The following is a 15,348-nucleotide window of genomic DNA, read 5'->3' as shown; positions in this document are numbered from 1 at the left end:
CACCCCTGGGGGGTGGGCGGCCGCCCCGCACATCCCACCCCCGGCGGCCGCCGCCCCCCCCGCCGGGGGGCCCCCCCCCCCCCCCCGGCACCCCTGACGGCACCCCTGACGGCACATCCGTCGGCACCCCCGTCGACGCTCCCACCGGAGCGGCCGAGACCGGCACTCAGACCGGAGTACGTGCCGAAGCCCCGGCCGGGATCGCCGCGGAGGGAAGCGGTCTGCGGACGGAGGAAACAGGGGCCGGAAGCCTCCCGGAGGGGCTGGGGAAGGAGCCGGCGGAAGCCGGAACCGCCACCGACGGCCAGCGCGCCGCCGCCCGGGCCGTGTACGACGCGACGGCCGCCGTCCTGGAAGCGGGCACCGACGGGGCCGGCGCCGTGCTCCAGGCGGAGCTGCTGCGCGCCGCGCACACCGCTCGTCTGGCGGGCCTGCCCCGGGCCTCCGCCGCGGCGGTCGCCGTGGTCACCGGGGTGCGCGCGGCGCGCTCCGCCGACCCCGCGTACCGCCTCGCGGACCTGTCGGCCGCCGTGCGCGGGGTCCTGGACCTCGCCCACCGGCTGCCGCGGGCCGGCGGCCCGGACCTGGCCGACCTGCGGGGCACGGTACGGCAGCCGTACCGCCCGGACGGCTCCCTGCGTCTGTACGGACTCTTCTCCGAGCCCGTCCTGACGGCGACCGGGTACGCGGGCGCCGTCAGCTGGACCGCCGACGCCCGAGGGCGCCTCTACACGGTCTCCGACGTGGCCCCGGGCGGCCCGGCCCGCGCGACCGGTGCCGCCGACCGGGCCGTGCGCATCGGCGACACCGCCCTGACCCACCGTGAACTGTCCCGCGCGGGCCTGGCGGTGTCCGGCGCGACCGTCTCCCCCACGGGGCGGCTCGGCGCGGGGGCCGGGGTGCGGGCGGTACGCGCGGCGGGCGCGTCGTGGTACGGCGAGCCGCTGGACCGGCTGTGGTCCGTCCCCGTCTGCGAGCAGGTGTCCCGGGCCCTGAAGGGCGGCCACGACCTGCTGTTCCTCGATGTGACGCTCAGGGGCACGGTCCGGGAGACGGCGGGCGACTGCCTGCTGGCCGACTGCGACGGGCTGGCCCTCCGCCTGGTGACGGCCCACGACGATCCCGCTCTCCCCTACCGCGGCAACCTCCGTCTCCTTGCCGCCGCCGGGGGCAGCCGGCTGCGGATCGTCGCCCGCCTCGCCCCGGGGCCGCTCCCCCGCGCCCTGCTGCTCGCCGCCGAGCATCCCAGCGATCCCACCGCCCGGGTTGATCTGGGGCTGGACCGTCTCCAGCACGCGGACCTGCCCCCGGCGACGGCCTCGCCGTTGGACGTGCCGGCGCCCACGGTGGACGAGGCCCCCCTGCACCTGCTGCGCCGCCGCGTGCACCAGGCGGTGTCCGGGGGCCGCCGGGTACTGGCGTTCCCCGGCATCGGAGGGGCGGGCGACGGCGCCCGCCTGCGCCGTTGCGGCCTGACCACGGCCGGCGACCTCCTGGACGCCCTGCACATGGCCGCCGCGGACCGTTCCCGTGACGTCTTCGGGCGTCTGCTCCCGGCGGACACGGACCGGTTCTCCCGCGCCTGGCTGGCCGCCGCGCTCTACACGGAGGAGGTGGAACGAGCGCTCTGCACGGCGGCATGGGGCGGATCCGTCCACGACGCATGAGGCCGACGGCCACCGACGCGAACCGGACGTCCGGGGACAGGGCCCGATGTCGGCGCCACATCGGCCCGCCCCGCCCTTCTAGGTCAGGATCTGTCCTCTATGGCTCCTAACGTGTTCCTCGTCCACCGAAGACGACCGACGGAGGCCGCAGAACATGAACACGCCGAAGCACCTCGACGAGCCGACCACGCCCACCACCTCGACCCAGTCCACCACCGCGACCGGTTCCGCCGCCGCACCCGCGACCGCCCCCGCCGCCGGCCTGCCGTCCGTCACCGGCGAGCGGGCGGACCTGCTGGAGTCACTGACCGCCCACCGCCGCTTCCTGCGCCTGACCACGCGCGACCTGACCGACGAGCAGGCGGGGCGGCGCACGACGGTGAGCGAGCTGTGCCTCGGCGGCCTGATCAAGCACGTCACCTCGGTCGAGCGGGGCTGGGCGGACTTCATCCTGGACGGTCCGTCCGCACTGGGCGACTGGAGCAGCATGACCGAGGCGGACTGGGAGCGGCGCGCGAACGAGTTCCGTCTGCTGCCCGGCGAGACGCTCGCCGGGGTCCTGGCGGAGTACGCCCGGGTGGCCGGCCGTACGGACGAGCTGGTCGCCACCCTGCCGGACCTGGACGCGGCGCACCCGCTGCCGTCGGCCCCCTGGTTCGAGCCCGGCGCGCGGTGGTCGGCCCGCCGGGTACTGCTGCACATCGTCGGCGAGACCGCCCAGCACGCCGGTCACGCCGACATCATCCGGGAGGCCCTGGACGGGGCGAAGAGCATGGGGTGAGCGGCCGGCGCCTTCCCGCGGGCCCTGCCGTACAGCCGGATCGCCCCGCCGCTTCCTCCTACGGCGGTCCCGCGGGAGCGAGCTTAGGCTGGAAGCCTCGCCAGGCATTCGCGGCCGCCGCGGGCATCGTGTCCGCCGGCCGGGCCAGGGAGGCTGCGATGACGGATGTGTCGAGCGACCGGTATCCGCGCGGGGACGCCCGCTGCCCGCAGATCGCCGAGCACGGGCTGATCGGCGACCTGCACACCGTGGCCCTGGTGGGGACGGACGGCACGATCGACTGGTACTGCTGCCCCTCCTTCGACTCCCCGAGCGTGTTCGCCTCGATCCTGGACACCGAGCGCGGCGGGGCCTTCGCACTGGGGGCGGCGGTCCCCGCGCGGACGAAGCAGTTCTACTTCCCCGACACCAACGTCCTGATCACCCGGTTCTTCACCGAGGACGGGGTCGGCGAGGTGCAGGACTTCATGCCGGTGACCGGCGGGGACGACACCGAGGCGGAGCGGCACCGGCTGATCCGACGGGTGGTGTGCGTGCGCGGCTCCCTGCCGTTCCGGGTCAACGTGGCACCGCGGTTCGACTACGGCGCCCGTCCGCACACCCTCCGGATGGCCGGTGACGTGGCGGTCTTCGCCTCCGACGGCCTGTCGTTGGCGCTGACCGCCACGGTGTTCCTGGAGACCGACGGGCGGGACGCTCACGCGGAGTTCAAGCTCGTCGAGGGCGAGTCGGCGGTGTTCGCCCTCGACCAGGTCGGCGGCGAGGTGACCCCGCGCGGATGTGCGCGGGCCGAGGCGGAGGAGCAGTTCACCGCCACGGTGGCGTACTGGCGGCACTGGCTGTCCGCCTCCAGGTACCGGGGCCGCTGGCGGGAGATGGTGCACCGCTCGGCCCTCACCCTGAAACTGCTCACCTACGCGCCCACGGGGGCGATCGTCGCCGCCCCGACCACGAGCCTGCCGGAGCAGCTGGGCGGCGACCGCAACTGGGACTACCGCTACGTCTGGGTGCGCGACGCCGCCTTCTGCGTGTACGCGCTGCTGCGGCTCGGCTTCACCGGCGAGGCCGAGGCGTTCATGGAGTTCGTGACCCGGCACATCAGCCCGGGTGACGGAAGGCCCTCCGGACCGCTGCAGATCATGTACGGCATCGACGGGCGCACGGACCTGCCGGAGTCCGAGCTCACCCATCTCGGGGGCCATCACGGCTCGGCGCCGGTGCGGATCGGCAACGCCGCCGCGGACCAGCTCCAGCTCGACATCTACGGGGCGCTGATCGACTCCATCTACCTGTACGACAAGTGGGCGCGGCCCGTCTCCAGCGACCAGTGGGACGACGTGTGCGCCCTCGTGGAGTGGGTCTGCGACCACTGGGACCAGCCCGACGAGGGCATCTGGGAGACCCGCGGCGGCCGTAAGAACTTCCTGTACTCGCGGCTGATGTGCTGGGTGGCGATCGAGCGGGCCGTCCGGATGGCGCACCGGCGCGGCCTGCCCGCGGACCTGCCCCGCTGGCAGGAGTGCCGCGACACGATCTACCGGCGCATCCACTCCCGGGGCTGGTCGCGGACCCGCCGGGCCTTCGTTCAGCACGAGGACGCGGAGGTGCTGGACGCGGCCGTGCTGATGATGCCGTTGACGAAGTTCATCGCGCCGACCGACCCGAAGTGGCTGTCCACGCTGGACGCGCTCACCCACGACCTGGTGTCGGACTCCCTCGTCTACCGCTACGACCCGCTGGCCAGCCCCGACGGACTCCACGGCGACGAGGGCACCTTCTCCATCTGCTCCTTCTGGTACGTCGAGGCCCTCGTACACGCGGGCCGGCTCGACGAGGCACGGCTCGCCTTCGAGAAGATGCTGACGTACGCCAACCATCTGGGCCTGTACGCCGAGGAGATCAGCCACACCGGGGAGCAACAGGGCAACTTCCCCCAGGCGTTCACTCATCTCGCGCTGATCAGCGCGGCGTTCAACCTGGACCGGGCGCTGGGCTGACGGGTGACGGGCCGACCGGCGCCCCCCGGGGCCGTAGCGGGCCCGGGGGCCCGGGGACGCCGCGGGCCCGGGGGCCCGGGGACGCCGCGGGCCCGGGGGCCCGGGGGCCCGGGGGCCCGGGGGCCCGGGGGCCCGGGGGCCCGGGGGCGCCGGACGGCGCCGTTCAGCCCAGGAAGCTCAGCCGCACCTTGCGCTCGGGGTTGTCCTTGTTGGTGTCCACCAGGCACACCGACTGCCATGTGCCGAGTTCCAGCCGGCCGCCCACGACCGGCAGGGTCGCGTGGGGCGGGACGAAGGCCGGCAGGACGTGGTCGCGGCCGTGGCCGGGGCTGCCGTGGCGGTGCTGCCAGCGGTCGTCGGCGGGGAGCAGGGTGTGCAGCGCGGCAAGCAGGTCGTCGTCGCTGCCGGCGCCGGTCTCGATGATCGCGATGCCGGCCGTGGCGTGCGGGACGAAGACGTTCAGCAGGCCGTCGCGGCCCGCGGCCGCGTCCTGGAGGAAGGCCTCGCAGTCGCGGGTCAGGTCGACGACCCGCTCCCGGGAGCCGGAGGCGATGTGCAGTACTCGGGTGGTGAACGCATCTGACATGCTCCCATCCTGACCCACGCGCCGGTCTCCACACCCCGGCGAGCGAGCCCCCGCTGTCGCGATGGAAGATCCCCCGCCTCGGCGCTGTTGGGAGAAGCGTGAACGACATGCGCGAGGTCGAGGTGGTGGTGATAGGCGCCGGCCAGGCGGGTCTGGCCGGCGCCTATCACCTGCGGCGTACGGGTTTCGCGCCGGAGCGCGACTTCGTGGTGCTGGACCACTCGCCCGGCCCGGGCGGCGCCTGGCAGTTCCGGTGGCCCTCGCTGACGTACGGCAAGGTGCACGGGATGCACGCGCTGCCCGGCATGGAGCTGGCGGACGCGGATCCGCAGCGGCCGTCGTCCGAGGTGATCGCGGCGTACTTCGACCGCTACGAGCGCGCCTTCGACCTGCGAGTGCGGCGCCCGGTGGATGTACGGGCCGTACGCGAGGGGGACGACGGGCGGCTGCTCGTGGAGACCTCCGACGGTGCGTGGGTGACGAGGGCCCTGATCAACGCCACCGGCACCTGGGACCGGCCGTTCTGGCCGCGCTACCCCGGCCAGGAGACCTTCCGCGGACGGCAGCTGCACACCGCGCGGTATCCGGGCCCGGAGGCGTTCGCCGGGCAGCGGGTGGTCGTGGTGGGCGGCGGCGCCTCCGGTACGCAGCATCTGCTGGAGCTCGCCCCGTTCGCGGCCGCCACCACCTGGGTGACACGGCGCCCGCCCGTCTTCCGCGAGGGCACCTTCGACGAGATCGCCGGCCGTGCCGCGGTCGCGCTCGTGGAGGAACGCGTACGCCAGGGGCTGCCGCCCCGGAGCGTCGTCTCCGTGACGGGGCTGCCGCTGAACGACGCGATCCGGCGGGGGCTGGCGGACGGGGTGCTCGACCGGCTGCCCGTGTTCGACCGGATCACCCCGGAGGGCGTGGAGTGGCGCGACGGGCGGCGGGTGGCCGCGGACGTCATCCTGTGGGCGACCGGCTTCCGGCCCGCCATCGATCACCTGGCGCCGTTGCGGCTGCGCGAGCCGGGCGGCGGGATCCGCGTCGAGGGCACGCGCGCGGTCGCCGACCCGCGTGTCCACCTCGTCGGCTACGGTCCCTCGGCGAGCACGATCGGCGCCAACCGGGCCGGTCGCGCCGCCGTACGCGACATCGGGCGGCTGCTCACCGGAGGCACGCGGGAGCCGGCCGCCGCCTGACGTGCGTCGCGCTCCCGCACCGCCGCTCCGAAGACCGCCGGGTCGCCGGAACGCCTCGTCACCGGGACGTCGACGGGCTTGTCGAGACCTGCGCGCTCTGCTGGTGCCTGTTGAACTCGGCGACATTGCGCTGGTGTTCCGCGTAGTCCGACGTGAAACGCGTGTCGCCCGGCTTGACGGTGACGAAGTACAGCCAGTCGCCCGGGGTCGGGTTGATCGCGGCGCGCATCGCGTCCTCGCCGGGGCTGTCGATCGGCGTCGGGGGCAGACCCATGCGCTGGTAGGAGTTGTAGGGACTCTCGACATGGGTGTCCCGCTCCGTCGTGTTCACCGAGAAGCGGTTCAGCGCGTAGTTGACGGTGGAGTCCAGCTGCAAGGGCATACCGCGCTCCAGGCGGTTGAAGACGACCCGGGCCACCTTGCCCATGTCCGCCTTGGTGGCGGCCTCGGCCTGGACGATGCTGGCGATGGTCACCGCCTGGTACACGTTCATCGCGTTGCGCTGGGCTCCGGCGGCGATCGGCGCTCCGTTGAACTTCTCGTTCGCCGCGTCGACCATCCGCGTCAGCAGCGCCTGCGGCGTCGGCTTCCCGTCCAGCGGATACGCCGCCGGGAAGAGGTAGCCCTCCGGGTTGCCCTCGGCGTCGATCGGGAGCCTCAGATTGGCCGTGGGCAGCGCCTTCCGGGTGGTGCCGGCGGGCAGGGCGAGGGCCTTGTCGACGGCCGCGTAGATCTGGTTCGCCCGCCAGCCCTCCGGAATCACCAGAGAGGTCGGTCTCTTCTCCTCGTGGCTGTCCGGACTCAGCAGCGGCACCGCCACGGCGGTGCCGGCCACGACGGCTCCGGTCACGATGAGGGCGAGACGGCCCCGGCGCGTCAGTCGAATCGTGCTCCGTGGCGGAGTGTTCATCTGCATGCGGGCACGGTAACCCGCATATCCTCAGAAAATCGGCACAACCTGGCATATCGTCATCTTGTCGGCTCCAGCCGGGCGTCCCGCCGCACCAGGGCCGCATACCGCCCGTCCCTCGCCAGCAGTTCCTCGTGCGTCCCCCGTTCGGCCACCTGGCCGGCGTCGAGGACCACGATCTGGTCGGCGCCGCGGACGGTGGACAGCCGGTGCGCGATGGTGAGCGTGGTGCGGTTCGCCGAGAGTGCGTCGATGGCCTCCTGAACGGCGCGCTCGGTGCGGGTGTCCAGGGCGCTGGTCGCCTCGTCGAGGATGAGCACGGGCGGGTCGCGCAGAATGGTGCGGGCGATGGCCAGTCGCTGCTTCTCCCCGCCGGAGAAGCGGTGGCCGCGCTCGCCGACGACCGTGTCGTACCCGTCGGGCAGGGCGGCGATGTGGTCGTGGATCTGGGCCGCCCGCGCCGCGGCGTACAACTCCTCGTCGGTGGCGTCCGGCTTGGCGAAGCGCAGGTTCTCCGCGACCGAGGCGTGGAAGAGGTACGTCTCCTGGGAGACGACGCCGACCGCGCGCGCCAGGGTGTCGAAGTCCAGGTCGCGGACATCGACGCCGTCGAGGGTGACCCGGCCGCCCGTCACGTCGTACAGGCGGGGGACCAGGTACCCCAGTGTGGACTTGCCGGCGCCGGTCGGGCCGACGATCGCGAGGCTGCCGCCCGCCGGCACGGTGACGTCGATGCCGTCGAGGACCGGTCCGCCCTTGCCGTCGTACCGGAACGCGACGTCCTCGAAGCGGACCTCGCCCCTGACCTTGTCGAGGTGGAGCGGGTCCGCGCGTTCGGTGATGTCGACGGGGAGGTCGAGATACTCGAAGATGCGCTGGAAGAGGGCGAGCGAGGTCTGGATCTGCACGCCCGTCGACAGGAGGCTCACGGCCGGGCGGAACAGGCCCTGCTGGAGCGAGACGAAGGCGACGATGGTGCCGAGGGAGACGGCCGGGCCGCCGAACTGGAGCGCCAGTCCCGCGGTCCAGTAGATGAAGGCCGGCATGGCGGACATGACGATGCCGATCACGGCCATGCGCCAGCGGCCGGCCATGTTCGACCGCACCTCGAGGTCGACCAGTCGCTCGGACTCCCCGGAGAAGGACTGCGTGAGGGAGTCGGCGCGGCCCATCGTGCGGCCGAGCAGGATGCCGCTGACCGACAGGGACTCGGTGACGGTGGCGGCCATGGCGGCCATCTGTTTCTGACGCTGCGTGGTGATCTTCCGGCGTTCGTTCCCGACGCGGCGGCTGATCCACACGAAGACCGGCAGCAGGAGCAGGGACACGACGGTCAGCCGCCAGTCGAGGGCGATCATGGCCACGATCGTGGCGACGACGCTGGTGAAGTTGGAGACCAGGGAGGTGGCGGTGGAGGTGACGGTCGCCTGCATGCCTCCGATGTCGTTGGCGATGCGGGACTGCACCTCACCGGTCCGCGTGCGCGTGAAGAACGCGAGCGACATGCGCTGGAGGCGGCCGTAGACGGCGGTGCGCAGGTCGTGCATGACACGCTGGCCGACCGTCGTGGAGATCAGGGTCTGCAGGACACCGAAGACCCCGGCGAGGACGGCACTGAGGATCATGCCGAGGGCGAGCAGACTCAGCAGGCCCGTACGCCCCTCGGGGAGGGCGACGTCGAGTGTCTCCTTGAGCAGGAAAGGCGTGGCCACCGAGACCAGCGAGGAGGCGGCGACCAGCAGGCCTACGATCGCGAGCCGGCCGCGATAGGGGCGGAAGAGCTTCAGAATGCGGCGCACCTGACGCGGCTGCTGCTCGGCGTCGGTGGGCGGGGTCCAGGAATCTGGCGTGTCGGGGTGCATGGGCTCCTTCGGGAGGTCGAACGGGAGGATCTCGTGGAGCGTAGCTCATTGTTACCTATACTCACAATGAACGGCATCCTGATATTGTTCCCGCATGACGACCCCCGATCCCGACGGCCTGCTCGCCGAGCAGCTGCTGCGGCTGACCCGCCGGGTGCACCGCATCCAGAAGCGCCACCTGGAGCACTCCGACATGGGCGTCACCCCGGCCCAGTCCCGCCTGCTGCGCACCTGCGCCCACTTCAGCGAGCCACCGCGCATGGCGGACCTCGCCGAGCGCCTCGAGGTCGTGCCGCGCGCGGTGACCACGCTCGTCGACGGACTGGAGGCGAGCGGGAAGGTGCGCCGGGTGCCGGACCCCACGAACCGTCGGGTCATACGGATCGAGCTGACGGACGCGGGCCGCGAGACGCTCGGCGAACTGCGCAGGGCCCGCCAGTCCGCGGCACGGGAGATGCTCGCGCCGCTGACGGACGTGGAGCGGGCGGTGCTCGGGAAGTTGCTGGACACACTCATCGACGGGACCGCGGCCCCGCGCTGTTGAGCGGCCGTCACCGGCCTCGCCGCTCGTCGGGGTGCCGACGGCTGGGCCGTCGACCGACCGGGTGAGGCGGGCCGTCCGCCAGGACGGAGGGCGGCGCCCGCAGGTGGCTTCGTCCCCGGCGCGGGGCGCATGTCCGCGCGGGCCGTCCGGATCCATGCGGTGCCACGGAAAACCGGTTGATTCCGACCACCCTCCGACGGGAACCTTGCACGGTTTGCTGCCGCCGCTCCTCGCGGGCACTCCCCTGGTCCGCGTTCCCCCCTCCCCTCCTGACACGAGCCACTGGGACGTCATGCAGATCCAAGACCTTCCGTACCCCGACCCGGGTGTGCCGGACGTACGCTCCGGGCCCCGCTTCCTGTGGTGGCTCGGCCGCAATCAGTCGGGCGGTCAACTCAAGGCACTGGCCTGGGGACTGCTGCACTTCGTGGCCGTCTCCACGCTGCCGTTCTGCGTCGGGTTCGCCGTGGAGGCGGTCGTCGACCGCTCCGGTTCGCGGCTCGCCCTCGCCGGCGGGCTGATGGCGTTGTCCGGTACCGCCACCGCCGTCGGAGACACCTTCCTGCACCGCGCCGCCGTCACCAACTGGATCACCGCGGCCGCCCGCGTCCAGCAGCTCCTCGCCCGCAAGACCTCGCAGTTGGGCTCCGTGCTGAGCCGGCGGGTCGCCGCCGGTGAGGTGGTGGCCGTCTCCACGGGCGACGTCGAGAAGATCGGCTGGTTCGTGGAGGCCGTGTCGCGGTTCACCGCCGCGGCCCTCACGGTCGTGCTGGTCTGCGTCGGCCTCGTGGTCTACCAGCCGGCCCTCGGTCTGGTGGTCGCCGTCGGCCTGCCCGTCCTCGCCGTCGCGGTGCTGCCCCTGCTGCCCCGCGCGACCCGCCGGGCCGACTTCCAGCGCGAGAAAGCCGGACGCGCCACCGAACTGGCCTCGGACACGGTGGCCGGCCTGCGGGTGCTGCGCGGCATCGGTGGCGAGGAGCTGTTCCTCGACCGCTACCGCCACGCCTCCCAGGAGGTCCGGCACGCGGCCGTGCGCAGCGCCCGCATGTGGTCCCTGATCAGCGCCATCCAGGTGATGCTGCCGGGGCTGCTGCTGATCGCGGTCGTGTTCCACGGCGTCCAGCTGGCCCGCGAGGGCCGGATCTCCGTCGGGGAACTGGTCACCGTCTACAGCTCCGTCACGGTCCTGACCTACCCCCTCAGGCACTTCGAGGAGATCGCGATGGCGTACTCCTTCTCCCGCCCGTCGGCCAGACGCGCCGCCCGCGTGCTGTCCCTGGAACGCGCCACGGACGCCGCCGGAACCCGCCCGCCGGACCTCCCCTCCGGCGACCTGTACGACCCGGCCACGGGGCTGCTCGCACCGGCCGCCCGCCTCACCGCGGTGGTGTGCGGCGACCCGGACGCCGCCGGGCGGCTGGCGGAACGCCTGGGCGGACACGCCGCGCAGGACGGTCCGTCGGTGCTGCTCGGCGGGGTTCCGCTCGACGAGCTGCCGCTCGACTGCGCACGCACCGCCGTCCTCGTCCAGGACAAGGACCCGGTGCTGCTGTCCGGTTCGCTGCGCGACCTGTTCGACGTGCCCGCCTCGCGTGACGTCGACGCGGCGGCGGCGCTGGCGGCCGCCCAGTGCGGGGACGTGCTGGAGGCGCTCGTCCAGGGGTCGCTGGACGCCGAGGATCCGATGGACGCGCGGATCACCGAACGCGGCCGGTCGCTGTCCGGCGGCCAGCGTCAGCGACTGGCCCTGGCCCGGTCGCTGTTCACCGACCCGGAGGTCCTCGTCCTGGACGAACCCACCTCCGCCGTCGACTCGCACACCGAGGCACGGATCGCCGAGGGCCTGCGAGGGCTGCGCGCCGGGCGCACGACCGTGATGTTCACCTCCTCCCCGCTGCTGCTGGACCGCGCCGACCAGGTCGTCCTCGTGCACCAGGGGCGGGCCGCCGCGGTCGGAGCGCACCGCGAGCTGCTGCACACCGAACCGCGTTACCGCGCCGTCGTGACCCGGGAGACCGACGAGGAAGCCGCTCTGAGCGGTGTGCTCACGGCATTCGAGAAGAACGAGCTGCAAGAGATCGAGGAGACCGCATGATCGGCGTGGCGCCCCCGGCGTACGACCCGGCGGCACCGACCGCGGCCACCACACTGCCGGTCGGCGCCCCCGCCACCGTACGCGCCTACGTGGGGGAACTGTTCCGCCGGCACCGGCGCGCCTTCCTGATCCTCGTCGCCGTCAACACGATCGCCACCATCGCCTCGATGATCGGTCCATGGCTCCTGGGCGACCTCGTGGAACGGCTGTCGGACGGGGCACGGGACCTGCGTCTGGAGCTGACCGTCTCGCTGTTCCTGCTCGCCCTGGTCATCCAGGCCGCGTTCGTCCGGCAGGTGCGGCTGCGCGGCGCGATGCTCGGTGAGCGGATGCTGGCGGACCTGCGCGAGGATTTCCTCGTCCGGTCGGTCCGGCTGCCGCCGGGCGTGCTGGAGCGGGCCGGGACGGGCGACCTGCTGTCCCGCATCACCACCGACGTCGACCGGCTGGCCAATGCCATGCGTGAGGCCGTGCCGCAACTGACCATCGGGGTGATGTGGGCGGCGCTGCTGCTCGGCGGGCTCGTCGTCACGGCACCGCCCCTGGCGCCCGCCGTGCTGGTCGCCGTACCGCTGCTGGTGGCCGGCTGCCGCTGGTACTTCCGGCGGGCACCGGCCGGCTACCGCTCGGAGGCCGCCGGGTACGCCGCCGTCGCCGCCGCCCTGGCCGAGACCGTGGACGCCGGGCGCACCGTGGAGGCCCACCGCCTCGGCGAGCGCCGTGTCGGGCTGTCGGACCTGCGGATCCAGCAGTGGACGGCCTGGGAGCGGTACACGCTCTGGCTGCGCTCGGTGCTCTTCCCGGTCATCAATCTCGTCCACGTCACCGTCCTCGGCTCGGTCCTCATGCTGGGCGGGGCTTTCGTCCTGCAGGGCTGGATCGGGGTCGGCGAGCTGACGACGGGCGCGCTCCTCGCCCAGATGCTCGTCGACCCCGTGAACCTGATCCTCCGCTGGTACGACGAGCTCCAGGTGGCGCAGGTGTCGCTGGCCCGGCTCGTCGGGGTGCGCGACATCGAGCCGGACGCCGGGGACTCCGCGCTGGAGCCGGGCGGACGGGACGTGCTCGCCGACCGGGTGCACTTCGGCTACCGCGAGGGCGTCGACGTGCTGCGCAAGGTGTCGCTGGAGGTCGCCCCAGGCACCCGGATGGCCCTGGTCGGCCCCTCCGGCGCCGGCAAGTCCACACTGGGCCGGCTGCTCGCCGGCATCTACACGCCGCGCGAGGGCCGGGTCACCCTGGGCGAGGCCGAACTGTCCCGTATGACCGCCGAACGAGTCCGCTCGCACGTGGCGCTGGTCAACCAGGAGCACCACGTCTTCGTCGGCTCCCTGCGCGACAACCTCCGCCTCGCGCTCCCCCACGCCCGGCTGCATCCCGGCGAGGACACCCCGGAGGGTGCCGAGGACGCCGAGCTGTGGTCCGCCCTGGCCGCGGTCGACGCGGAGGGCTGGGCGCGGGCGCTGGACGGCGGCCTGGACACCGAGGTCGGCTCGGGCGGGGTCGCGCTCACGCCGGCCCAGGCCCAGCAGATCGCGCTGGCCCGCCTCGTGCTGGCCGACCCGCACACGCTGGTCCTCGACGAGGCGACCTCGCTGCTCGACCCGCGTGCCGCCCGTCACCTGGAGCGGTCCCTGGCCCGCGTCCTGGACGGCCGTACGGTCATCGCCATCGCCCACCGCCTGCACACCGCCCATGACGCCGACGTCATCGCCGTCGTCGAGAACGGCCGCATCAGCGAGCTGGGCAGCCACACGGAGCTGGTCACGGCGGACGGCGCCTACGCGGCCCTGTGGCGGTCCTGGCACGGGTGAGGATCGTGGCGGTCCTGGCACGGGTTCGGACCGTGGCCGCGGATGCGCCGTCCGGCGGTGCGTCCGGGGCGGTGCCGGAGGTCGGGACGGGGCGGGGGCCGGAGTCGGTGCACCCGTCCAGGCCCCGAGGGGGAGCGGACTGCGGAGAGCGTTCGGGGCGAGGTGGCCGGACCGCGCCCGGCGCCCCGGCCCGGCCAGCCCTCCCCGGCTGCCGTTGCGCGCCCCCGAAGCGGGGTGGAACGCTGGAGAGCGGCAGCCGTGCGGACGGCAGCGGGCCGATCCGTTCGAACACGTCCTGATCCGTCCGTGCTCTGTCGTCCCCGGCCCGCGCCCCGCGCGGCGGTGTTCCATCGCCGACCGCGGTGGGGACGGGCCCGTCATCCCCTGGAGGAACCCGTGAACAGCGCCGAAGGATGGGGGGACGACGTCTACCAGCCCGACGCGTCCGAGGTCCAGGACGACGCGGGCCTGCTCGACGCGGAGGACACACTCGTGGACGACGGTGTCGACGACCCCCTGGACCGGGGCTGGTCGCCTCCGGAGAGGCCGTGGGCCGTGGAGCACACCGGCGTGACGGCCGCGGAGCGCCGACAGGGCGAGACCCTCGACCAGCGGCTCGCGGAGGAACTGCCCGATCTCGCAGCCCCCGACGGCGACGGTCTCGGAGACACCGACGGCACCGACGGGGAACTGCTGGACAACGAGATCGGCTCCGTCCGCTCCGGCCGGCTGGTCGCACCGGACGAAGGGGCCCACGAGGACGAGGAGAGCGCCCTGGTCGCCACCGACGTGGGCATCGACGGAGCGGCCGCCTCCGCCGAGGAGGCCGCGATGCACATCGTCGACGAGGACTCCCTGCCCGGCTGACCCGGCCGTCCCCGGTCCGTCCCGCTCGCCCTCACCGCACGGGGAGCACGACGGCCAGGGCCCGCACGGAGGGCCGTGTCGCCCGCTTCGGGCGCCGCGACGGCGAGGGCACCGCGACCTGGGCCGACTCCGCCGACCGCGAGGGTTCAGATGACGTTGAGCGCGGCCGCGCCGCCCACGCCCCCGAGGACCATGAAGACCGGCATCAGCACCTTCAGCTCCACCCAGCTGCCCGCACGGAACCGCATGGCCTTGGGCGGCCCCAGGGGATACCAGCGCTTGCGCCCGATCGGGATGGGCCACAGGACCGGGCAGCCGGAGACGGTCAGCGCGTCCCCGATGTCGTGCACCAGGGCACCCAGCAGGATCGGCAGCCCCAGCCACAGGTACTCCTGGCCAGGGTCCGTGAACAGCCAGCCCGCGCCGTTGCCGGGCTTGTCCAGGACGCCGGCGAGGATCCAGGCGCTCGTCGCCGCCAGCAGCCACACCAGCACGTCGCTGCTGGAACCGCGGGCCGCCCGCCACAGCAGGCCCTCGATCGCCAGCACCATGTGTACGAAGAGGATCCCCAGGACGGCCCAGCGGCCACCGGTGATCGCCAGCGCCGAGGCGCCCGCGCCGATCATGACCGCCCACAGCCAGGTGTGCGTCAGCGTCCGGTGCCCCCCGGAGCGGCGCGGGTCGCCCTGCTTCTTCGTGGCCTTGTAGACGGCGTACGAGAGCTTGTCGACTATCTCGCACAGCCAACGCGAGACGGGGCCGAAGGCCCGGGAGATCGTGGCCGCCTTGTGGTCGAGATCCGGGGCGAGCGCGGCACCGGCACATATCAGCGCACCCGCCAGCAGCACCGGCCACGGCATCGTGTGCCCGGCCGCGGCGGCCGCGGCGCCGACGCCGAGCCAGGCGGCGGCGCCCGACAGTGAATGTGCTGGTCCCATCATGGCCGTTGCCCGCCCTGTTCCTCGTTCGCCGCTGTCCAGTTGACCGGGTGCGATGACGCTCCGTCGGCGACCCAGCGTAGCGGCCGTGATCTTCGGCCGG

General features: G+C 73.4%; 12 protein-coding genes. 8 read left to right on the top strand and 4 right to left on the bottom strand.

The annotated features are described in order from the left end of the window. The first annotated feature begins 326 nt into the window (after positions 1–326). The 3 genes from ACFV9M_RS37200 to ACFV9M_RS37190 all read left to right on the top strand — a co-directional run bounded on the left by ACFV9M_RS37200 (position 327) and on the right by ACFV9M_RS37190 (position 4,445). Positions 327–1,667, top strand: coding sequence for a hypothetical protein (locus tag ACFV9M_RS37200; protein ID WP_385102659.1), 1,341 nt, complete (start codon positions 327–329; stop codon positions 1,665–1,667). Between the two features lie 154 nt (positions 1,668–1,821). Beyond that, complete coding sequence (locus tag ACFV9M_RS37195) at positions 1,822–2,448, top strand: DinB family protein (RefSeq protein ID WP_385079738.1); 627 nt, start codon at positions 1,822–1,824, stop codon at positions 2,446–2,448. 158 nt (positions 2,449–2,606) lie between these two features. Then, on the top strand, positions 2,607–4,445 hold the full coding sequence (locus ACFV9M_RS37190) for a glycoside hydrolase family 15 protein (RefSeq protein ID WP_385079741.1): 1,839 nt from the start codon (positions 2,607–2,609) through the stop codon (positions 4,443–4,445). Positions 4,446–4,608: 163 nt separating this feature from the next. On the opposite strand, the gene ACFV9M_RS37185 is transcribed toward ACFV9M_RS37190, so the two are convergent. Then, the gene (locus ACFV9M_RS37185) at positions 4,609–5,031 is read right to left on the bottom strand and encodes a secondary thiamine-phosphate synthase enzyme YjbQ (RefSeq protein ID WP_385075301.1); all 423 of its coding nucleotides are present in this window, start codon (positions 5,029–5,031) and stop codon (positions 4,609–4,611) included. A 98-nt stretch (positions 5,032–5,129) separates the two neighbouring features. On the opposite strand from ACFV9M_RS37185, the gene ACFV9M_RS37180 reads away from it, so the two are divergent. Beyond that, a complete protein-coding gene (locus ACFV9M_RS37180; RefSeq protein ID WP_385075297.1) occupies positions 5,130–6,215 on the top strand; it encodes an NAD(P)-binding domain-containing protein in 1,086 nt (361 codons plus the stop codon). A gap of 58 nt (positions 6,216–6,273) precedes the next feature. Here the strand turns inward: ACFV9M_RS37180 and mltG are convergent, their stop codons facing one another. Together mltG and ACFV9M_RS37170 are read right to left on the bottom strand one after the other, a co-directional pair. Further along, positions 6,274–7,131 (bottom strand): endolytic transglycosylase MltG, encoded by an 858-nt coding sequence (mltG, locus tag ACFV9M_RS37175; protein WP_385075294.1) that lies wholly within the window; start codon positions 7,129–7,131, stop codon positions 6,274–6,276. Positions 7,132–7,184: 53 nt separating this feature from the next. Further along, entirely contained in the window at positions 7,185–8,987 is a 1,803-nt protein-coding gene (locus ACFV9M_RS37170) for an ABC transporter ATP-binding protein (RefSeq protein ID WP_385075291.1), read from the bottom strand. A 94-nt stretch (positions 8,988–9,081) separates the two neighbouring features. Here ACFV9M_RS37170 and ACFV9M_RS37165 point away from each other — a divergent pair, with 94 nt between their 5' ends. The 4 genes from ACFV9M_RS37165 (at position 9,082) to ACFV9M_RS37150 (ending at position 14,307) form a co-directional block, all read left to right on the top strand. After that, positions 9,082–9,531 carry a MarR family winged helix-turn-helix transcriptional regulator gene (locus tag ACFV9M_RS37165; protein ID WP_385075288.1) on the top strand — a complete coding sequence of 150 codons (450 nt, stop codon included), beginning with the start codon at positions 9,082–9,084 and terminating at the stop codon, positions 9,529–9,531. Positions 9,532–9,823: 292 nt separating this feature from the next. Continuing rightward, positions 9,824–11,626 (top strand): ABC transporter transmembrane domain-containing protein, encoded by a 1,803-nt coding sequence (locus tag ACFV9M_RS37160; protein ID WP_385075285.1) that lies wholly within the window; start codon positions 9,824–9,826, stop codon positions 11,624–11,626. Continuing rightward, the gene (locus tag ACFV9M_RS37155) at positions 11,623–13,440 is read left to right on the top strand and encodes an ABC transporter ATP-binding protein (protein WP_385075282.1); all 1,818 of its coding nucleotides are present in this window, start codon (positions 11,623–11,625) and stop codon (positions 13,438–13,440) included. The genes ACFV9M_RS37160 and ACFV9M_RS37155 overlap by 4 nt, the downstream gene beginning before the upstream one ends. Before the next feature lie 396 nt (positions 13,441–13,836). After that, positions 13,837–14,307 (top strand): DUF5709 domain-containing protein, encoded by a 471-nt coding sequence (locus tag ACFV9M_RS37150; RefSeq protein WP_385075279.1) that lies wholly within the window; start codon positions 13,837–13,839, stop codon positions 14,305–14,307. Between the two features lie 146 nt (positions 14,308–14,453). Here the strand turns inward: ACFV9M_RS37150 and ACFV9M_RS37145 are convergent, their stop codons facing one another. Further along, positions 14,454–15,248, bottom strand: coding sequence for a metal-dependent hydrolase (locus ACFV9M_RS37145; RefSeq protein WP_385075276.1), 795 nt, complete (start codon positions 15,246–15,248; stop codon positions 14,454–14,456). Positions 15,249–15,348: the final 100 nt, after the last annotated feature.

The sequence above is a fragment of the Streptomyces sp. NPDC059895 genome (genome assembly GCF_042731035.1).
Lineage (GTDB): Bacteria > Actinomycetota > Actinomycetes > Streptomycetales > Streptomycetaceae > Streptomyces.
Note: the sequence above shows the minus strand (reverse complement) of the source record. Positions and strands in the feature narration are given on the sequence as shown.